15 protein-coding genes are annotated in these 19528 nt (G+C 67.2%); 1 reads left to right on the top strand and 14 read right to left on the bottom strand.

Annotated elements, in window-relative coordinates; genetic code table 11:
- Positions 1–4: 4 nt before the first annotated feature.
- The 7 genes from HY699_00510 to HY699_00540 form a co-directional block, all read right to left on the bottom strand.
- Positions 5–550, bottom strand: a complete 546-nt coding sequence (locus HY699_00510; GenBank protein MBI4514286.1) for a pyridoxamine 5'-phosphate oxidase family protein — start codon at positions 548–550, stop codon at positions 5–7.
- A 91-nt stretch (positions 551–641) separates the two neighbouring features.
- Positions 642–1781, bottom strand: coding sequence for a nitronate monooxygenase (locus HY699_00515; GenBank protein MBI4514287.1), 1140 nt, complete (start codon positions 1779–1781; stop codon positions 642–644).
- 10 nt (positions 1782–1791) lie between these two features.
- Positions 1792–3750: a hypothetical protein gene (locus tag HY699_00520; GenBank protein ID MBI4514288.1), complete on the bottom strand. Its 1959-nt coding sequence runs from the start codon at positions 3748–3750 to the stop codon at positions 1792–1794.
- Complete coding sequence (locus HY699_00525) at positions 3747–4214, bottom strand: 4Fe-4S dicluster domain-containing protein (GenBank protein MBI4514289.1); 468 nt, start codon at positions 4212–4214, stop codon at positions 3747–3749. The genes HY699_00520 and HY699_00525 overlap by 4 nt, the downstream gene beginning before the upstream one ends.
- Entirely contained in the window at positions 4211–6289 is a 2079-nt protein-coding gene (locus HY699_00530) for an anaerobic glycerol-3-phosphate dehydrogenase subunit C (protein ID MBI4514290.1), read from the bottom strand. The genes HY699_00525 and HY699_00530 overlap by 4 nt, the downstream gene beginning before the upstream one ends.
- A gap of 161 nt (positions 6290–6450) precedes the next feature.
- The gene (locus HY699_00535) at positions 6451–8214 is read right to left on the bottom strand and encodes a hydantoinase B/oxoprolinase family protein (protein ID MBI4514291.1); all 1764 of its coding nucleotides are present in this window, start codon (positions 8212–8214) and stop codon (positions 6451–6453) included.
- The gene (locus tag HY699_00540; protein ID MBI4514292.1) at positions 8214–10301 is read right to left on the bottom strand and encodes a hydantoinase/oxoprolinase family protein; all 2088 of its coding nucleotides are present in this window, start codon (positions 10299–10301) and stop codon (positions 8214–8216) included. Before HY699_00540 ends, HY699_00535 begins: the two co-directional genes overlap by 1 nt.
- Positions 10302–10575: 274 nt before the next feature.
- Here HY699_00540 and HY699_00545 point away from each other — a divergent pair, with 274 nt between their 5' ends.
- On the top strand, positions 10576–11211 hold the full coding sequence (locus tag HY699_00545) for a hypothetical protein (GenBank protein MBI4514293.1): 636 nt from the start codon (positions 10576–10578) through the stop codon (positions 11209–11211).
- Positions 11212–11220: 9 nt separating this feature from the next.
- Here the strand turns inward: HY699_00545 and HY699_00550 are convergent, their stop codons facing one another.
- The 7 genes from HY699_00550 to HY699_00580 form a co-directional block, all read right to left on the bottom strand.
- Positions 11221–12159, bottom strand: coding sequence for an LLM class F420-dependent oxidoreductase (locus HY699_00550; GenBank protein ID MBI4514294.1), 939 nt, complete (start codon positions 12157–12159; stop codon positions 11221–11223).
- 3 nt (positions 12160–12162) lie between these two features.
- Complete coding sequence (locus HY699_00555) at positions 12163–13197, bottom strand: alpha/beta fold hydrolase (protein ID MBI4514295.1); 1035 nt, start codon at positions 13195–13197, stop codon at positions 12163–12165.
- A 19-nt stretch (positions 13198–13216) separates the two neighbouring features.
- Positions 13217–14893, bottom strand: coding sequence for a hypothetical protein (locus HY699_00560; GenBank protein ID MBI4514296.1), 1677 nt, complete (start codon positions 14891–14893; stop codon positions 13217–13219).
- A 186-nt stretch (positions 14894–15079) separates the two neighbouring features.
- Complete coding sequence (locus tag HY699_00565; GenBank protein ID MBI4514297.1) at positions 15080–15859, bottom strand: SDR family oxidoreductase; 780 nt, start codon at positions 15857–15859, stop codon at positions 15080–15082.
- Positions 15860–15875: 16 nt separating this feature from the next.
- A complete protein-coding gene (locus tag HY699_00570) occupies positions 15876–17723 on the bottom strand; it encodes a transketolase (protein MBI4514298.1) in 1848 nt (615 codons plus the stop codon).
- Positions 17724–17746: 23 nt separating this feature from the next.
- Complete coding sequence (locus HY699_00575) at positions 17747–18547, bottom strand: SDR family oxidoreductase (protein MBI4514299.1); 801 nt, start codon at positions 18545–18547, stop codon at positions 17747–17749.
- Between the two features lie 10 nt (positions 18548–18557).
- A complete protein-coding gene (locus HY699_00580) occupies positions 18558–19508 on the bottom strand; it encodes a hypothetical protein (GenBank protein ID MBI4514300.1) in 951 nt (316 codons plus the stop codon).
- Between the last annotated feature and the right edge of the window lie 20 nt (positions 19509–19528).

The following is a 19528-nucleotide window of genomic DNA, read 5'->3' on the forward strand; positions in this document are numbered from 1 at the left end:
GCGCTCAACCCTGGGCGGCGGGCGCGCCGGGCTGCCGGCGCATCGACCGGCGGAGGTCCCAGCTGATGACCTTGATCGGCTCGAAGCGCACGGCGACGCGGTTGGGGGTATCGAGTGCGGCCATAAATGTCTGCTGGCGCTTGCGATCACCGGGAAAATACTTCTCCACCTGAGCCTGGCACACGCGGCGGACGGCGTCGCGATCCTCGACCAGCTGGGCCCGCGCCTTGATCGCCACGCCGGCGGTTTTCGACATCGTCAGATCACCGTTAGAGACACACAGACACGTGCGGGGATCACGGCGGAAGGCCTTCTCCTTGGCGCGGCCGCGCACGGTCGTGGTCCACACCACGCCGTCGAGCACGCAAAAGAAGTGCACCGTTACCATCGGGAAGTCGTCGCTGGTGTGGTGGCTGAGATACAGCTCCCCGGCCGTCGCGAGCAGCTCCGCGATGGCCGCGGCGGTCATCGTCGTTTCCGGATGCTTGGCCGGGTCGCCCCAGCGATCGACGACCTCGGGGCGAATCTTGTCGAGCAGATCGTCAGCCATGATGGGCCTCGATCGCAAGGCCGGCGCCGCCAACGAGCGGACAAGTGACGTGCGCCGGGCTGCTTGTTCTTGGGGCCGGGCGGCTCATCGGCTAGTCGGCAACCGCGTGCTGCGCGCAGCGGCCGAGGACCGCCACCGCCTGCTCGACCATTTCCGTCACCACCTGCGCCGCGGGCTTGAGTTCGTGGAGCATGCCGACCACTTGTCCCGCCGCGGTGGCGCAGATATCGCCGCGGTGGGCGCGGCCGGCGCCGGCCATGACCGGCGTGGACAGGATCATCTGGAACGGCATCGGCAGCGGCGTCAGCCCCGAGGCCTCGAATTCCTCCACCCACTTGTTCTTCAGCTGGCGCATCGGTTTGCCGGTAACCGCGCGGCTCACCACCGTGCCCTCCTCGTCGCTGTCGAGCATGGCCTGCTTGAGGAACCCCGAGAGCCAGGCTTCCTCGGTGGTACAGAACACCGTGCCGCACCACACACCGGCGGCCCCGAGTGCCAGCGCCGCCGCCAAGCCACGGCCGTCGGCTATGCCGCCGGCAGCGACGATGGGCGTGCCCGGAGCCGCGTCGACCGCCTGTGGCACCAGCGCCATCGTACCGATGCGGCTGTTGTGACCGCCGGCTTCGGTACCCTGCACGACGATGATGTCGACGCCGCCGTCGCGCATGCGGCGGACATGCTTGACGTTGCCGGCGATGCCGATGACCTTGGTGCCGCGGGCGTGGAACTCAGCCAGCATCGGCGAGGGATCACCCAGCCCGGCGGCATACACCGGCACCCGTTGATCCATGATGACTTCGAGTTGTTTCTCGAAGAAGTCATGGGTCCAGTCCCACGCCAACTCCTGCGAGACCCCGAACAGCTCTTGGCTGACCTCGCCGCGCGGCGGCGGATCGGGGATGGCGTGCTGCTCTTTGAAGCGGCGGGCGAACTCGGCGTAGGCCTCGGGAATCTTCTGCTTCATGCTGCCCTTCGAGCCGCTCTTCGGTACGCCCAGCGGCAGCAGGGTATCGACCCCGAAGGGCGCGGAGGTGAGCTTGCGCGTCTGCTCGATCCATTCGTTGAGGGTGTCGGGCTGCAGCGGCGCCGCGCCCAGAATGCCGAGCCCGCCGGCGTTGGAGACTGCCGCCGTCAGTTCCGGGCAGGAGACCCGCCCCATACCGGCGAGCATGACCGGATGGCGAATGTCGAGCAGGTCACAAAGTGTGGTGTGCAAGCGTGCGGGTGTCATGAATTCCTCGCTATGGTGCCAGCAGCTCGACCGCGCGCAGCTTCGCCGCTACGTCGTCGAGGCCGGCTTGATGCAAGTGGGCTGCGGTCGGCCGCCCGTCTTTGTCCCAGCCGCGCAGGCGGTAGAGGTTTTCCAGCTCGGTGGTGTATTCGCCGCGATCGAGTTCAGCGCCCTCGAAGCGGCCCTGCGTCACGGGGCTGTTGTAGTAAGCGTCGGGGAAGTAATCGTCGGCCTTGCGAAACCCGTGCAGCAGCTGCATCGCCTGCTCGAGCTGGCGGATGCGGTCGCCGGCCTGATGGAGGTCTTCCCAAGTCACGTCGATGCCGGTGACCGCGCTGAAGCAGCGGGCGATGTCTTCCAACCCCATGCGCATCTGTGCCCAGGTGGTAAAACGCTGGCAGATACCGAGGCTGTTACAGACCGACAGGTGGTTATCGGAGTAGAACTTGGCGAGTGACTTATCGTCGAACACCATCGGGTTGCAGATGTAGGAGTCGGCCCACTGCCGCGCCACCGGTTCGGGCACGCCGATGTGGCGGTAGCGTTCGTAGTCGACGTTGCCCTCGGCCATGAGGGTGTCGGTGTTGAGCACGTCGCACTCGCGGATGTCGAGGGCGCGTGAAAACGCCATGCCCTTGAGCGGCCGGAAGTCGGCCGGCACCTCACGGCGCTTCTTGTTGGAGCGGATCAAGCTGGTCAGGCGGGCAAGTTCCAAGCCGCGGCGGCGGGCAAGTTCGCCGGCGGCAGCAAACGTCCCTTCCGCCAGCACCGCGCCGAAGCCGCGCCGTTCGGCGATCTGGAGAATCAGCTGCTCTTCGGCTTGGGCGTCGCCCCATTCGAGCCGCAGCCCGCCGGTATCTGCCGCCGTCAGCAGGCCTTCCTGCCACCAGTGCATCGCGGTGGCCACCGCGCAACCGGCGGTGATGCTGTCGAGGCCGAGATCGTTCACCAGGTTGGTGAGGTGGAGAATGGTGGCGTAGTCCGACACCCCGCACATGGGGCCGAGCGGAATGATGGTACCGGCCTCGCCGCCGGAACCCTGCTCGCCGCTGAAGTCGCCGGAGTTGATCTGCCAGTGGTGATCGCAATGCTGGAAGCAGGCGTGACAGGCCTTGGAGCCGCTGGCGAACTCTTTGCGGAAGCGCTCGATGCTCAGATGCTCGTACGGGAAATCGCGCACCTGCATGTTGTACTGGCAGGTGAGCGTGCCGGAGAGTTCGACCAGCCACTTGGTGCCCTGCTCGCCGAAGCGCTTGAAGCGGGCCTCGGCGCGGTTCTTTTCGTAGACTGCGCGAAAAGCGGCGAAGGCCTCCGCTGGACGCGCCACCGGCACGCCGCGCGTGCCTTTGACCACGATGGCCTTCAAGTTCTTGGCGCCGAACACGGCGCCGGTGGACCCGGCCGAGGGCGCCCGGAAGAGATCACAGGTCGGCATCGAGCCGTGGACGCGGTTCTCGCCGGCGGGGCCGATGATCAGCCGCGCGTACTGGGTCAGGGCGACTTCATGCTGCAAGAGGTGATCGCATTCGCGCACCCGTTTGCCCCACAGCTGGCGCGCGTCGCGCAGCTCGACCTGGTCATCGGCGATGCGCAGATACACCGGATGCGGCGCCTGGCCGGTGATGACGATGGCGTCGTAGTTGGCCCACTTGAGTTCGCTGGCAAAGCCGCCGCCGGCGTTGGCGTCGAGGTAGCCGCCGAGTGAAGGGCTCAAACCGACGGCGACCGTCAGCCGCCCCGAGCCCGGGGTCAGAGTGCCCGAGAGCGCGCCGGGGGCAACGCAGAGCACGTTCTTGGCGCTGAAGGGATCGCGCTCGCTGAAGTCGCAAGCGTCGAAGATGAGCTTTTCGGCGAAGCCTTGGCCGCCCAGAAACGCGCGCGCGAAGCCGGCTTCGAGCGGCTGCCGTTCGATCGCCCCACTGCTCAGATCGACACGCAAGATGGTGCCCGCCCAGCCACAAGACCTCATGACTCACCCCCGATCAGCTTGCGGGCCGTGGCGCTGCGTTTGGCGAACGAGACCGCTTGCGGCTCGAGGTATTGCAGCGCGCCGGTCTCACAAAACTGCACGCAGCGCGGCTCGCCGTCGCAGAGGTTGCACTTGAGTACCGGCCGGCCCAACGGATGCACCGACATGGCGCCGTACGGGCAGCCGATCACGCACATGCGGCAGCCGATGCAGAGCTCGTAGTTCACCACCAGTGCAGCGGTAGCCGGGTTGCGCCGAATGGCGTGGGGCTGGCACACGAGTTCGCACATCGCCACGTCGCACTGCTGGCAGACCGCCGGCACGTGCAGGCCTTCTTCTTCCCAGCGCACGATCGCCAGCCGCGCCGCCGCCGGGTTGGCGACGCCGTCGTGATGCAGCGAGCAAGCGATTTCACACAGCCGGCAACCGGTGCAGCGCGTGTGATCTACCGCGAGGATCTTCATGCGGCGGCTCCTTTGACCTCAGGGGGTGCACTCGCGGCGGCGCCGGCGAGCGCCCGGCACAGCATTTCAACCGGGTGCGCCACCGCGCGGCCGCTGCCGTGCTCGAGCTGCATTTTGCAGGCGCCGCAATCGGTCAGCACCGTATCGAACGCGCTGTCCTTGACGGCGGCAAACACGCCGGCGCCGATCTCCATCGATTGCCGGTAATGGGCGCGCTCGAGTCCGAAGGTGCCGGACAGCCCGCAGCAGCCGCGGCCGATGTCACGGACCGCAAACCCCGGCAGCTGCCGCAGCAGCTCGACCGTGTCGTTCTCCATCCCCAGCGCGCGCAGATGACAGGGGAGATGATAGGCCGCGCTTTGCGAGCACCCGCCCAGCCGGCCGGCGAGGCCGCCGCGTTCGAGCAGAAAGCGCGACCAGAAATGCGTGTGGGCGGCGACGCGATCGGCGGCGGGCGAGGCGAACAGCCGCGGGTAGTCGCGTGCCAGCGCCAGTTGGCAGCTCGGGCAGCTGGTAATGATCTCATCACCGGCTTCAACGTGCTGGGCCAACGCCGCGACATTGAACTCGACCAGCCGCTGCGCGGCTTCGAACTCACCCTTGGCATAGAGTGGAATGCCGCAACACTTCCACGCCGGCACGACGACTTCGTAGCCGAGCGCCTCCAGCAACTGCACCAGCGCTTGCCCGACCTCCGGGTTGTTGTAGTTGGCGAAGCAGCCGAAGTAGTACACCAGCCGAGGGCGTACACCGGATGAGGTACCCTCACCCTGACCTGCGGGTGGCGCGGGAGCGGGAACCCTCCGCTGCGGTGCGGAGGCCGACTGGTGTTCGCGGCGGGCGTACCAGCGCGCGAAAGTATCGCGCCGAAAGGCCGGCAACGGCCGCTCGCAGGCCAGCCCGAACACCTGCGCCATCACCGTGGCTGCCAGCGGCAGCTTGGGCGCATAGTTGCTCAGCGGGGCGGTGGCCGAGAAGGCTTTGTCCAGCAGCTCGACTTCGCCTTGTAGGCGGCGGCGCCAGCCGGCCGGGCCGCGGCCGTGTTGGGCCAGCGCTTGCGCCCGCCGCTGCGCGATCAGGTTGGGAATCGGGATGTCGAGCGGGCAGTCGACCTCGCAGTTGCCGCACAGGGTGCAGAGTTCGAGTGATGGGTTATCACCACAGAGGTGACTCCAAAGGTAGTCCTTCGGGCTCCAGCCCCGCGGCCCGCGAAACTCGGGGTAGGTCGGGCAGCGGGTGGCGCACGCGCGGCAGCCAATACAGATGAACAACTCGTGATACTGGCCGCGCAGAAGTTCACGGCGGCCGTTGTCGAGCACAATGACCTCGATGGCGGCGGGGGCATCGCCGGCAGGCAGAAAGCGCTCGAGCGGATTGCCGAGCGGGCGCGTGCGGGCAAGGTCGAGCAGAACGCTGTCGGCGCCGTAGGTGCCGGCGGCGTTGACCTGGCGCAGCGCGGCGGCGTCATCGGCGGCGAGCTTGTCGAGGGCGACGACGAAGATCAATTGCCGCGCGGCGCCGAGCAGCTCGCCGATGTTGGCGGAATGTTGCAGCAGGTAGAGCGCGCCGGTGGCGGCCGAGGCGGCGTTGACGCCGAAGAGCCCGACGACGGCGCGGCGTTGCCGGCCGGCCTCGCCAACCGCCACTGCCCGGCTCGCCCACCCGCCGGTGTCGCGGTGCGGCGGCAGTTGCCAGAAGCGCTGGTAACGGCCGGTGAAATCGTCATTGCCGGGCCCGTAGGTCGGGACGACGCTGAGCCGGCGCTGAGTGAGAGCGGCTTGCAGCTCGCCGATGACGGCGGCGCGGGTGGCGGCAATCGGCGAGCCTGCGGCCACCGCCGCGATGCGCTCAGCCGCCGCCGCCGCGGTGGCAGCGCGGGTCACGGTGAGGCCGCTGCGAGCCAGTGCCGCCACGAAGCGCTGTTGCAGTTCGTCGCTGTGGGCCGCGGCGTGCTCACGATCGCGCCGCAGCGCCGAGAGCGCCGGCGCGGGCGCGAGTGCGCGGCGCACTAGGCTGGCGGCAGCGCGTTGCCGGGCCGGCTCGTTACTGGGCTCGCTGAGGTAGATCGGCAGCATGAACTCGGATTGCTCACCACAGGATTGCTCACCGCAGCGGCCCACGGAGGCAAAGGCTAGAGCGCGGGAAGCTTGTCGGCGATGGCACGTTCGCGCGTTGGCGGTCTTGCAGTAGCGGCCTCCGTGTCGGTTCTCTGTCTCTGTGGTGGTCCAATCCGAAGTTATCCGCGCGCGGCGGTTGACGCGCGCTTTGGCCGGCTGGCCCGGCGCTTGCCGGGGGCTTTCGAGTTGTTGGCGGGAGCGGCTTTGTTCGCCCGCAGGCGTTTGGTCTTGGCCCAGTCGATCTGGTTCTTCTTAGCGTCGATGGCCACGCGATAGACCTTGGCGGCTTGTTCCACCGTGACGTAGTCGTTACGCACATCGGCCAGCACCCGCTCGGGATCGCGTTGATGCGCCAGGCCGTAACCGCCGCCGCCGTTGGCACGAATGCGGACGCTGTCGCCGGGCTGCAGCATGTAGCCCTTTTTCGGATGCGGCCGGATGGTGCGGTTGATCACCAAGTCGGCGGTAGCGCCCGGCAGCCCGCCGCGCAGGCCCAGCGGCGGGTGATTGATGCGCTCCTGCATGCAGAAGAAGGTCGCCGGTTTCTTGCTTTGCACCTGGACCTCGATTTCCTGACCCAGGCCCCCACGATACTTACCCGCGCCGCCGGAGTCACGCACCATTTCGCGTTTGCGCACGAACAGCGGGAACTCGTTCTCGATCACCTCGATCGGGATGTCGGAGATGACGAACGGGAACAGCGTGGTCGGCGAGTCCTTGGTCGGGCGTGCGCCCATGCCGCCGAGGCAGGTGCAGATGCCGACCATGGGATCGCCGCGCTCGTTGGTGCCGATGACGCCGAAGTTGGAGACCGCGGCGGAGTCGGCGACGACGCGGTTGGGGATCACTTTGGCGAGTGCGCCGAAGACGGCCGACGGGATGTAGAAGCCGGTGAGGTGCCGGGCCATTACCGGGGCCGGGTACTTGGCGTTCATGATGCTGCCTTCGGGCGCGACCAGGGTGAGCGGCCGGTAGCTGCCTTCGTTGTCGCGCACGTGCGGGAAGATGGTGCACATCAGGCACTGGTGCGTCAGCGCCAGGGTGTGGTTGTACACCAGATTGATGCCGTACATGCTTTGGGGCGAGCTGCCGGAGTAGTCGATGGTGATGTCGGAGCCCTTGATCGTCAGCGCCAGCGCCATCTTCACCGGGTCTTTGGCATCGTAACCGTCGGTGAAGGTAGCGTAACGGTAGGTGCCGTCGGGGATCAGCGCGATGGCGGCGCGCGTGGCCTCCTCACTGGTGCGGATCATCGCTTGCGAAAGGCCGTCGAGATCGGCGAGGCCGAACTCCTCCATCATGCGGGCGATCTTGTTGGCGGCGGCTTCGGCGGCGCCCATTTGCGCGCGAATGTCGGACAGCACCACCTCCGGATGGCGGATGTTGCTGGAGACCATCTCGAAGATGTCGAGGTTGGGCTCGCCGGCGGCGAAGAGCTTTACCGGCGGGATGAGGATGCCTTCCTCGTACAGCGAAGTGCTGTCGGCCGAAAAGCCGCGCCCGCCCATGTCGATGTGATGGCCGAGGTAGGCGGCGAAGCCGACCAGCTGCTCGCGCAAGAAGATCGGCGCAATCACCGCGGTGTCGTTGATGTGGCCGCCGACTTTCCACGGGTCGTTGGAAATCAACACGTCGCCGGGTTTCAACTCATCGGGGGAGAACTTCTCGAGCAGGCACTTCACCGTTTGGCGAATGTGACATTCGCCTTCGTCGGCGTGGGTCATGAAGTTGCCCTGCCGGTCGTAAAGACCGGCCGAGCAGTCCTTAGCCTCGCGGATGATGGGCGAGAAAGCCGCGCGAATGAGGCCGGCGATCTCCTCGTTGAGGATGGTGCGGCAGCGGTTCCACAGAATCTCGAGCGTGACCGGATCGAAGGTGCTCATCACACGGCTCCCGTTGGTACCGACACCACCACGTTTCCGAGTTGATCGACCGTGGCGGTGCCTCCAGGGCCGATCACCACGGTCGACTCGCGCTCCTCGATCACGGCCGGTCCGTCGCAACTGAAACCGGGCGCGAGCTGATAGCGATCGTAGACCGGGCAGGGGCGCAGTTCGTTGAACTCGGGGAAGTACACCGGACGCTCGCCCTTGCGCGCCGAGCCGGTGGCGGCGCTGCGGCGATGGTTGAGCGTCAGCTGCGGGCGCGGGCCGGCGGCGACGATCTTCCAGTTCACGCCCATGACTTCGAGGTCGGGGTGGCTCCAGTTGTATTTCTGCATGTGGGCGGTGGAGAAGGCATTGAGAATCTGCTCGCGGTGCTCGGGGCCCAGGCGGCCGGATGGAATCGACACGTCGATCTCGCGTCCCTGCAGCGCGTAACGCATATCGGCCGAGCGCGTGATGGTCACCTGCTCGCGCGGCACGCCGGCCTGGCTGAGCAGGCGGCGGCCTTCCTCCTCCATCTCGGCATAGATGCGGTTGAGCGTGTTGGGCTCGAAGTCGGTGAGTTTGAGGATGTAGGTCCGGATGAAATCGAACGACAGCGGTGCCACCAGGAAGCCGAAGGCGGAAGCGACGCCGGCGACGTGGGGGACCAGGAAGCGCCGGATGCCGAGCTTGCGGCAGACGTTGAAAGCATGCACCGGGCCGGCACCGCCGAAGGCGATCATGGTGTACGGCCCCAGTTCGATGCCCTTCTCGACCGCCAGCACGCGGGCGGCGTTGGCCATGTTCTCATCGACGATGTTGTGGACGCCCCAAGCAGCGGCAAGCACGGTCAGTTTGGCCGGCTTGGCGATCTGTTCGCCGAGCGCGGTCTCGGCGGCCGCGCGATCGAGCGCCATGCCGCCGCCGAGGAAGTAGCCGGCGTCGAGGTAGCCGAGCACCAGGTCGGCATCGGTGACGGTCGGCTGGGTGCCGCCCCGCCCGTAGCATACTGGGCCCGGCGCCGCGCCCGCACTGAGCGGTCCGACGGTGAGCAAGCCCATTTGGTCGAGGCCAGCGATCGAGCCGCCGCCGGCGCCGATTTCCAGCATGTCGATCACCGGCAAGTTGACCGGCAACCCGCTGCCTTTCTTGAAGCGGGCCATGCGTGCGACCTCGAACTCCTTGGTCACCTGCGGCTTACAGTCGTCGATCAGGCAGCTCTTGGCGGTGGAGCCGCCCATGTCGAAGGAGAGGATGTGCGGATAGTTGAGCTGTTCGCCGAGAAAGGCGCCGAGCACCGCGCCGGCGGCCGGTCCGGACTCGAGGATGCGGATGGGGAATTGCGCCGCCACTTCGGGAGTAGTGATGCCGCCGTGCGAGAGCATCATGAGGAACTCGCCGCCGAAGCGCAGCTTGCCCAGCTGCTCGCCGAAGTTGGCCAGGTAGCGGCGCGTCGGCGGCAACGCGAAGCTGTTGGCGACCGTGGTCGAGGCGCGCTCGTACTCGCGGATTTCCGGCACCACTTCGCACGAGAGGCTGACTTCGATCTGTGGCGCCTCCTTGCGGATCAGCTCGCGCATCCGGTGCTCGTGCGCCGGGTTGCGGAAGGAGTGCAGGAAGCAGACGGCGATGGCCTCGACGCCGTCTTTCACCAGCGCCCGCACCGCCTGGCGCGCCTGCCTTTCATCGAGCTTGGTGCGGACCACGCCGCCGGCATCGACTCGCTCGCGGATACCGCGCCGCCATCGCCGCGGGACCAACGGTACCGGCATGTCGATGTTGATGTCATAGTTGTCGTAGCGGCTGCCGCGGCCGACTTCGAGAAAATCACGAAACCCCTCGGTCACCAACAGTGCCGTCTTGGCACCCACTCTCTGGATCAAAGTATTGATCACCAGTGTGGTGCCATGGATGAGGTGGCGGACCTCGCTGTCGAGGCGGATGCCTTGCTCCGCACAGACCGTGCGGATGCCGTCGATGGCGGCCCGGGCCGGGTCGTCCGGGGTGGTAAGCACCTTGCCGGCGTGGACCTCGCCGCGCTCGGTATCCCACACCACTACATCCGTGAACGTTCCCCCAATATCGCAACCGATCCGATACATGCGCGCACAGCTCTCCTGGTCTGACCAGCTCTATATCGTGCGTCCTGAAATAGAGTCAAGTTCGGCCAATTGGCCTACGCACAAGGAAATAGCCCGAACGTAATCGTTGGGCTTCTGGTCTGACCAGCAGCGTCAACCGCCTCGGTCGGCCCCAAGCCCACGGCGAGGAGCTAGTCTGCGCCAGCGGCCGGTGCTTGCCAACGGCCGCGCTGAGCTTGGCGCTCTTGGCCGCGGGGTGTATCTGGTCGAAGTGGGTTGGCGCAGCGGCAAGGCTATGCAGGGACCGAAGCAGGCACAGGGGGCGGGCGTGATGCTGTTGCTGCTGGCGCTGGCCGCCCCGCTTGTGGCGCTGGCGGTGGAGCCCGCCGGATCGTCCGCGTCCGAGCGGGCACTGGCGTTGTGCGATGCGCTCGACGATCGGCCGAGCGCCGGGGCGCAGGCGCAGCTGGCGCGCGCCCTAGAACTGGCTGAACAGGCAGTGACGGCGGACGCGGGTGACGCCAAAGCGCACTTCGCCGTCTTCTGTGCGCTCGCCAAGCGGACTTATCTCGCCGGCTACAGCCTCGGCAGCCTGTTCGCCGTGCGCCGGCTCCACCGCGAGATCGATGCCACGCTCGCGCTCGCGCCGGATTACAGCGATGCCTTGGTGGCGAAGGCGGCGTTTCTGCTCAATCTGCCGCGCCTGCTCGGCGGCGACGTGCCGGCGGCGCAACAGCTGCTGCTGCGCGTGCTCGCGGTGGAGCCAGACCGGATCAGTGCCCGGCTCTACCTGGCCGAGGCCCTGTTCGCTCTCGAGGCGCCGGAGGCGGCGCGCGCCGAAGCTCAGCGCGCCCTAGCCAGCGCCGGCGCCGCCGGCCGCCCGGCACAAGTGGATGAGGCGCGGGCGTTGCTGGCGCGTTTCACCCGCTAGCACGCCAGTCTAGCGATACCGCGGCATCACCTCGGCGGCGAAGCGCTCGAAGACGTCCATGTTGTACGGGTTCAACGTCAGCACGAAGTGGCTGACGCCGGCGGCGATGAAGGCGTCGATCTGCCGGCAGACCTCGCCGGCGTTGCCCAGCAGCATCCACTTGCGCGCCTCGTCTTCGCTGATGTTCTGGTACATGGCATAGCCCATCACCATCGGCGCCGCCGGCTCGAGGTCGTCACCGATGAACGCCGGCACCAGCACTTGCTTCTCGATGGCATCGCAGTCCCGCCCCTCCTGGGTGCAATAGCCGCGCAGCACTTCGATCTTACGGCGATACACTTCCGGTGAGCCGAAGGAACTCCAAACGTCGGCGTGGCGGGCGACGATCGGCAGCATACGTTTCTCGCCCGCGCCGGCGATGACGATGGGCGGGTGCGGTTTCTGCACCGGCTTGGGCTCGAAGGTGGCGGCGCTGAGCTGGTAGTACTTGCCGTTCGCCGTCGTGTAGGGCTCGCGCCACAGCGAGCGGATGATCGCCAGCGCCTCGTCGAGGCGCTGGCAGCGTTCGCGCGGCGTGCCGAGCGGGATGCCGAACATCTGATGCTCGGGCTCGAACCAGCCGGTGCCGATGCCGAACTCGAGCCGGCCGCCGCTGATGACATCGACGGTGGTGGCGATCTTGGCGAGAATCGCCGGGTGCCGGTAAGTATTGCCGGTCACCAGCGCGCCGATGCGAATGCGCTTGGTGTTCACCGCCAGCGCGGCCAGGCAGCTCCACGCCTCCAGGCAGGGATCGAACGGATCCATCATGACGGCGACGAAGTGGTCGAAGGTCCAGGCGGTGTCGTAGCCCAAGTCTTCCGCGCGCTGCCAGATGCGGACGATCTCGTCCCACGAGGCAAACTGCTGTCCGGTTTGAATGCCGAAGCGAACACCTGTGGCGGCCATCCTCTACCTCCGCGAAAGCCCGTTCTCGATCCAGTCACTGATAGTGGGAAAGACCTCTTCCGGGGCGCGCCGGCCGAAGATCAGATCGACGTGGCCGTAATCCGCGCTGTCCTGCTGCCGGCGGGCAAACTCGCGGTACAGCTTCTCCGCCGATCCCAGGCGATCGAAGGCGAGCCCGACGGTTTCGGGCGGCGCCAGCTGATCCGCGGCACCGGCGATGATCAGTGCCGCGGTGGTGATGCGCGAGAGGTTGGCGCGGTAGTCGGTGGCGCCGTCGTTGGAGCGGAATTGCCCGGTCAGCGACCAGCGGGTGAACTGCTGCACCTTGGCGCGCGCCACGTTGCACATGAACAGCGGCAAGGCGCGGCCGAAGGCGGCCTGATCGAGATTGCGGCGATTCATGCCGACCTCGGGAAAGCGACCGGAGTGAGCCATCACCGACCACAGCGCCACCAGCACCGAGCGCTGCGGCAGCCGTTGCGGCAAGGGCAGCGCCAGCAGCAGCGAGCCCAGGCCGCGGGCCAGCGGCGAGGCGACGGCTGGAAAGCCGACCGGCGAGGCGATCGTCACCAGGCCGCTCAGTGACTTGCCCAGCTCGGGATCCTGACCGAGCGCGGCGTAGACGACCATGCCGCCCATGCTGTGTCCGATCCAGACCGGCCGGCGCTCTTCGCAACGGCCGCGCACGTAAGCGATCGCCGCCGGCACGTCGAAGCGCACTAGGTCGTCGAAGTTCCAGCCGCGGCTACCGCCGCCGAACACCGCCTCGCTGTAACCGCGCCCGCGCAGTTCGAGCACCCAGGTGTCGAAGCCGCGCCGGGCGCAGAAGCGCGCCAGCGAGTAACGCTCGTCGAAATCAACGAAATGGCGGTTGCAGGCGTAGCCCGGACAGATGATCAGCGGCGGCAGATCACGGCGCTGGCCGCGATAGCGGTGCAGGGCGATGTCCCAGGCATCAGCCGTGCGGGCGAACTCCACCCGAGCGCGGCCGGTGGGCGCGGACTCAGGTACGGGCGCTTGGCGCTGCGGGGCCGCCATCACGGTGGTTACGCCGGGTTCACGCCGCCGCCTGCTTGATCACTTCGGGTGAGGTGCCGGGGCGGTAGTAGGTCCAGCGCGTCGGCGGATCGACGCACTCCGGCGGCGGCGGCGGGTTGTCGGCGTAGCGGCGAATCTGATCGGCGAGCAAGCCGCCGAGCGCCACCATCTGCTCGTCGGGCTCGCCGAAGGCTTCCAGCCAGCGCGCGCGGGTGGCCAGCGCCTTCTCCTGCACCACCTTCGAGGGCGCGTTGGCAACGCAGGCTTGGATCATCGGATAGTGCCCCTTGACCGTCTCGCCCATGGTTTGCGCGCGAGCGCGCAGCACCGGGTCGCGATGGTGGCGCAGCCGCAGGTAACCGCGCAGGGTGGTGTCGGTGCCCTTCAAAGCCGACGGGCCGGTCTCGTTGTAAAGCCGGCGGTTGGCGTGCTCGATCACCGCCTGCAGCTCTGCCCACGTAAAGTGCCGCGGTGCCACCGGCGGATAGGCCTGGAAGCCGCCGCTGGTGGTCCAACCGAACTGCGGGTTGAGCCGCTGTTCTTGCTTCATGCGCTCGTACAGCTTGGTGCCGGCGCACGGCACCAGCGGGGTCACCTGCGAGATCGTCGGATCGAGGCGCAGGAAGGCCTCGACGTCGCTCTGGACGTTCTCGGGCGTGTGAAAATCGAAGCCGAGGATGATCGAGCCGGCGGTGTGAATGCCGACTTCGTGCAGCTCGCGGAAGAGCGCCTCGACCTCGCGCCCCTTGCGCTTGCCCATGTGCACGCTCGGCTTGAGCACGTCGTCGAGGGTGGATTCGACGCCGATCCACACCGTGCCGAGGCCGTTGGCGAGCAGCTCCTCGGGGTCGAAGCGGGTGAGCGTACGCACGGTGCCGAAGGTGAAGTAGCCGATGCGGCCGCGAGTGACGGGATCGTCGCATAGTCGCTGGCCCAGGCTCTTGGAGTACTGCGCGTCCCAATAGAGATCTTCGTCGAAGAGCTCGAACTGCGCCCGCGGCGTGCCGTCGGCGACGAGGTGGTGGCGCATGAACGAGTAAGCCTCGTCGGGCTCGGCGACTTGGAGCTTGCGCTGCTTGAAGAAGGCCGAGGTGTTGCAGAAATCGCAGCCGGCGGGGCAGCCGAGCGCGGCCAGAATCGGGCGCCCGCCGATGGCCTGCAACGACGGGCCGATCGCGTTCAGGTACGAGCCCGAGCGCGGCATGGTGTACTGGGTAATCGCGCGCGAAAGCGGTTGATCGCCGATCAGCCGGCGCATGAAGCGCACGCCTTCTTCGCGGCACATGTAGTCGGTGTTGGTGCGGATGAACGCGGCGATGTCCTCGTCGGGCGGCAACGGATCCATGATCTGAGCGATGGCGTAGCCGCCGATGACGATCTTGGTGTCCGGCGCCAGCGCGCGGGCGCGCTCGATCATTTCGGCGGTCTTGCGCAGCGTGTTCCAGTTCACCTGCAAACCGAGGTAGTCGTAACCCTTGCGCAGCTCCTGCTCGAACTCCGCCATGCTCGGGTGTTCGAGCACGCAGCTGTCCGCGTTGAGATTCTCCGCGATCATGTAGAAGGCCCAGTAGTGGCTGTGCATGGTCATGGCGAACGGGCCTTGGGTGGGTGAAAGCTGCCCGGTGAAGGGATCGAGGGGATCGGCGCCGCCAACGAGCTGGAAAGGGCGATAAGGGCTGGCAAACAAGATACGCACGCGGGCCTCCTTCTACTCGACGAGCTTATACCACGTATTAGGCAAGGCCGGCCGCCGCCCGATGATGATGCGCGTCAGGCATCTCGATGACCGAAGAGGGCAATACTGAACCTCGATTCAGTTCCGCCCAGGCCACCGCGGCGCACGCCTTGTGCTGGTGTCTGTAGCGCGGTGCGCATTCTGCGTTTACGCCAAGAGGTAACCGCCGTCGACCAGCAGGGTGGTGCCGGTGATGTAGCCGGCAGCTTTGCTGGCGAGAAAAAGAACCGCGGCGCTGACTTCGGCCGGCGTGGTGACGCGCTTGAGCGGGATACGGGCTTCCATCATCTTCTGCAGCCCGGCGGCAAAGGCCGCGGCCGTACCTTCGGTGAGCACGGCCCCGGGGCAGACGGCGTTGACCGTGATGCCGTCGCGCGCCAGCTCCAGCGCGGCGCTCTGGGTGAACAGGTTGAGGCCGCCTTTCGAGGTGCTGTAAGCCGAGACTCCGACGAGTGAGGGACGGAAGGACTCGATCGACGACATGTTCACCACTCGTCCGCCGCGGTTACCGGCGCGCATGGCCGCCGCCGCCGTGCGCGTGCACAGGAAGACCCCGCGCAGGTTGACCGCCATCACCTGGTCCCACTCCTCGACCGTCAACTTGGCCAGTGGGCGCGCCGGGTAGATGCCGGCGTTGTTGATCAGGATGTCGAGCCGGCCGAACTCGGCAACTGTGCGCTCCACCATCTGGCCGACCGCCGCTTCATCGCTGACGTCGGCAGTAAGTGCCAGCGCACGGCCGCCGAGCCGGCGCAGTTCGGCCGCCACCTGCTCTGCGCCCTGCGGGTCGCGATCCGCCACCGTCACCTCGGCCCCGGCCTGAGCCAAGCGTACGGCGATGCCGCGGCCGATGCCGGCGCCGGCGCCGGTGACGACGGCGACTTGGCCGGTCAAGCTGAAGAGCTCTTCGATTTCCGGGTGCAACATCGTTATCGCCTCTTGCCTAGCCGATCATCTGGCGTACCGCGGCAGCGATGGCACTGGCGCCGATGCCGTGCGCGGCGATCAATTCCTCGGGTTTGCCCGAGCGCGGTACCGCGCGCACGGCCAGCTTGCGAACCTTGACGTCGGCCTCGGCCACGGCGTTGAGCACCGCGTCGCCCAGGCCGCCGTCGTAGTAGTGGTCCTCAACCGTCAGCACCCGCCCGTTGGTGGCGGCGGCGGCGGCAAGGATGCCGGCGGTGTCGAGCGGCCGGACCGAGTAGGCATCGATAACTCGAATGGCGATGCCGGCCTGTTGCAGTTGCTCGTGGGCTTTGAGCGCTTCGAACAGCGTGACGCCCGCGGTGATCACGGTGACAACGTCATGCGGGCTCGAGCGCAGCACCTTCGAGCCGCCGATCGGGAAATCCTCGCCGGCGCCGTACAGCACCGGGGTTTTCGGCCGGCTCAGCCGCAGGTACGCCATTCCGCGCCGGCGCGCCACCGCCTCCACCAGGCGTTCGGTACACACCGCATCGCTTGGGTAGAGCACGACTGCGCCGGGGATGGCGCGCATCATCGCCAAGTCTTCGAGGCCCATTTGCGACGGCCCGTCCTCGCCGATGGAGACGCCGCAGTGCGAGCCCGCTACCTTGATGTTGGCTTGCGAGATCGCGGCCATGCGCAAGTGGTCGAAGCCGCGGGTCAGGAAGCAGGCGAAGCTGGAGAGGAACGGGATCTTGCCGGCGGCGGCCAGACCCACCGCGGCGCCGATCATGTTCTGCTCGGCGATGAAGTTCTCGAAGAAGCGCTCGGGATAGGCGGCGAGGAAGCGCTCGGAGAAAGTCGAGTTCTTGGTGTCGGCATCGAGCACGACCACGTGGGCGGCCGCGGCCCCGAGCTTTGCCAGCGCAGTGCCATAGGCCTCGCGTGTGGCCACCATGTCACCGACTGTGTAGGCCGGCGGCGCAACCGTGCCGATGGCCGGAGCCGAACCAGGCTGGGCGGGGGCCGGACGCTTGATTGCCGGGGCCCCGAGCGAGCCGTTCAAGTTGGCGCAAACTTCCTTCAGCGCACGCTCGAGTTCCTCGCCCTGCTTGAGCGGCTTGCCGTGCCAGCCGTCCTTGTCCTCGATGAACGAGACCCCCTTGCCCTTCTTGGTGCGCGCAACGATCGCCACGGGCTGCGCGGTGACTTGCTGCGCTTGGGCCAAGGCGGAGAGGATCGCACTCATGTCATGGCCATCGATCGTCAGCGCTTTCCAGCCGAAGGCCTCGAAGCGCGCCCGGTAGGGTTCGAGATCAAAGCCGTACATGGTGCGCTGGCTCTGGCCGAGGCCGTTGACATCGACGATCGCCACCAGGTTATCGAGCCGGTAGTGCGCCGCCAGCGCCGCCGCCTCCCAGACCGCGCCCTCGGCCGTCTCGCCGTCGCCGAGCATCACGTAAACCCGGGCCGGGCTGTGGTCGAGACGCAAGGCCAGGGCAGTGCCGACGCCCACCGACAGCCCTTGGCCGAGCGAGCCGGTGGCGGCAACGGTGCCGGGAAAGCGCGGCGTGGGGTGGCCCTCGAGCTCGCTGTCGATGCGGCGCAACGTCAGCAGGCGCTCGGGCGCGAAGGCGCCAGCCTCGGCCCAGGCCGCGTACAGCAGCGGGGCGGCGTGCCCTTTGGACAAAACGAAGCGATCGTTGTCGGCATGCCCCGGATCTTCGGGGTGATAGCGCATGGTGTGAAAGAACAGCGCCGCCACCAGGTCGGCGGCGGACAAGCAGGTGGTCGGGTGGCCGGAGCCGGCTTGGGCGGTGGCGCGCAAGCTGTGGGCGCGCAGCAGCGCGGCGCGGGTTTGCAGTTCCTCGATGAGAGCAGCCATGGGTTTCTATTCTCCACTCGGGCCTAGAATTGGTTGACCGTGGACAGGGTGGCGTTGAGGGCGGCGTTGGCACTGAAGCCGCCGTCGATCGGGAACACACCACCGGTGACAAAGGCGGCCTCGTCGGAGGCCAAGAAGAGCGCGGCGCGGGCGATGTCCTCGGGCTGACCCAGCCGCGTCAGGTGGGCGCGCTGGATGCCATCGAACACCTCCTTGGGGATTATGTCCGACCACATGATCTCGGTGATGCCGGTGCGCACCACGCCGGGGCAGATGACGTTGACGCGGATCTTCTGTGGCGCGTATTCCACCGCCAGTGCCCGGGTGAGCGCGATGATGGCGCCCTTGCTGGCGGTGTAAGCGTCCTGGCCGATGTGGCCGAGTAGGGCGGCGACCGAGGCGGTGTTGACGATCGCGCCGCCGCCACCCTCCTCGATGGCTGGAATGGCGGCTTTGCAGCATTGGAAGACGCTCTTGAGGTTCACCCGCAGGATGTCATCCCAGTCGGCTTCTTCGATGTTGGTGATCATGCCGTCGCGGCCGAGCGGAGCGATGCCGGCGTTGTTGTAGAGGATATCGAGACGGCCGTAGGTCTTGAGCGCGGTTGCGACCGCGTGGGCGGCGAACCCGGCGTCGCTGGCGTCGCCGCCAACGAAGGTGGCCCGGCCGCCGGCCGCGGTGGCTTCGCGCGCGGCGGCTTCGCCTTCGGGGTTGATGTCGGCCCCGACCACGCGGGCGCCTTCACTCGCAAAGAGTTGGACTGCTGCGCGTCCGATGCCGGAGGCGACACCGGTAATGATCGCGACTTTTCCTGCTAGTCTCATGATTGCCTCATTATCCCCGCCCCTGTTGCTTGGCGAAATACTCGATCCAGGCAAAGCGCCGGCGTGCCGGTGGGCCGTCAGCTTGCACCATCGCGCCGTTGGCCCACTGCATCAGGCCCTTGATCTGGGCGACGCGTGCGCTGGTGGTGAACTGGTAACGTGCGCTGCCGAGTGTAATCTCCGCTGCCGTCGGGAACCCGTCGGCGCTGCGCTGCATAGCGATCTCGGCCCCGCCCATATGCTGCGGCGCGCCGTTGCGAACCAGAAAGCCGACGGAGAAATCCCCCGTGCCGTCGACCGCCACGCCGTATTCGCGGCTGCCGTCCTCGAATTCATTGACGAAAACCACCCAGTACTCTTCGAGCAGTGAGTAGATCTTGCTCTGCGTCCAGCCGATCCCGGGCGGCCCCCAGGCAATGTCCATGCCGCCGAAGCCGCGCACCGGTTTGCCTTGGACGCTACCAGTGACTTCGCAGAACTCGGAGGCGTACAAGCCGTCTTCCAGTTCGCCGGGGCAGAAATACTCCATCGCCGGACCGAGCGCGTTGAAGTGGAGGTCGACTTCGCCGTTGGCCTCGAGGTGGTGATAGCGCTGCGGCTGGATGGCGACGGAAAAGCCCAGCGTGCCCTTGGCCGGATAGGAGCTGACCAGGACGCGGCCGTGCTCGCGATCGACGGTGTGTTGCAGGATGCCGAGGTAGAGGTTGTGGTACAGGCGCGGCGAGTCGGTGCCGGTGCCTTGTTCCAGACGTGAGATCACAGCCAGTGTTGAGGCTTCGACCTTGAACTCGCGGGTGACGGCGTACTGCTGGCCGCTGTCGTCGCTGACGCACGACCACACCCAGCTGCCCTGATGGGTCAGGCCGTGCGGGCGATGGGTGCGAAAATAGGTCTCGGCGCCGGGGGTAAAGGCGCGCACCAGCGTGCGTGTGCCCCAGCGCGGGTCAAGTGTAGCGGTCATTGCTCGGCCTCCCTTGAGCT

The organism is Deltaproteobacteria bacterium, assembly GCA_016210005.1.
Taxonomy (GTDB): Bacteria; Desulfobacterota; Binatia; order HRBIN30; family JACQVA1; genus JACQVA1.

Bases quoted from the DNA above. Each gene is read 5' to 3' on its own strand.
- HY699_00565 (MBI4514297.1), bottom strand. From the start codon at position 15,859: ATGTTGCACCCGGAAATCGAAGAGCTCTTCAGCTTGACCGGCCAAGTC.
- HY699_00580 (MBI4514300.1), bottom strand. From the start codon at position 19,508: ATGACCGCTACACTTGACCCGCGCTGGGGCACACGCACGCTGGTGCGC.
- HY699_00535 (MBI4514291.1), bottom strand. From the start codon at position 8,214: ATGAGCACCTTCGATCCGGTCACGCTCGAGATTCTGTGGAACCGCTGC.
- HY699_00550 (MBI4514294.1), bottom strand. From the start codon at position 12,159: ATGGCCGCCACAGGTGTTCGCTTCGGCATTCAAACCGGACAGCAGTTT.
- HY699_00570 (MBI4514298.1), bottom strand. From the start codon at position 17,723: ATGGCTGCTCTCATCGAGGAACTGCAAACCCGCGCCGCGCTGCTGCGC.
- HY699_00545 (MBI4514293.1), top strand. From the start codon at position 10,576: ATGCAGGGACCGAAGCAGGCACAGGGGGCGGGCGTGATGCTGTTGCTG.
- HY699_00555 (MBI4514295.1), bottom strand. From the start codon at position 13,197: ATGGCGGCCCCGCAGCGCCAAGCGCCCGTACCTGAGTCCGCGCCCACC.
- HY699_00540 (MBI4514292.1), bottom strand. From the start codon at position 10,301: ATGTATCGGATCGGTTGCGATATTGGGGGAACGTTCACGGATGTAGTG.
- HY699_00510 (MBI4514286.1), bottom strand. From the start codon at position 550: ATGGCTGACGATCTGCTCGACAAGATTCGCCCCGAGGTCGTCGATCGC.
- HY699_00530 (MBI4514290.1), bottom strand. From the start codon at position 6,289: ATGCTGCCGATCTACCTCAGCGAGCCCAGTAACGAGCCGGCCCGGCAA.
- HY699_00525 (MBI4514289.1), bottom strand. From the start codon at position 4,214: ATGAAGATCCTCGCGGTAGATCACACGCGCTGCACCGGTTGCCGGCTG.
- HY699_00515 (MBI4514287.1), bottom strand. From the start codon at position 1,781: ATGACACCCGCACGCTTGCACACCACACTTTGTGACCTGCTCGACATT.
- HY699_00575 (MBI4514299.1), bottom strand. From the start codon at position 18,547: ATGAGACTAGCAGGAAAAGTCGCGATCATTACCGGTGTCGCCTCCGGC.
- HY699_00520 (MBI4514288.1), bottom strand. From the start codon at position 3,750: ATGAGGTCTTGTGGCTGGGCGGGCACCATCTTGCGTGTCGATCTGAGC.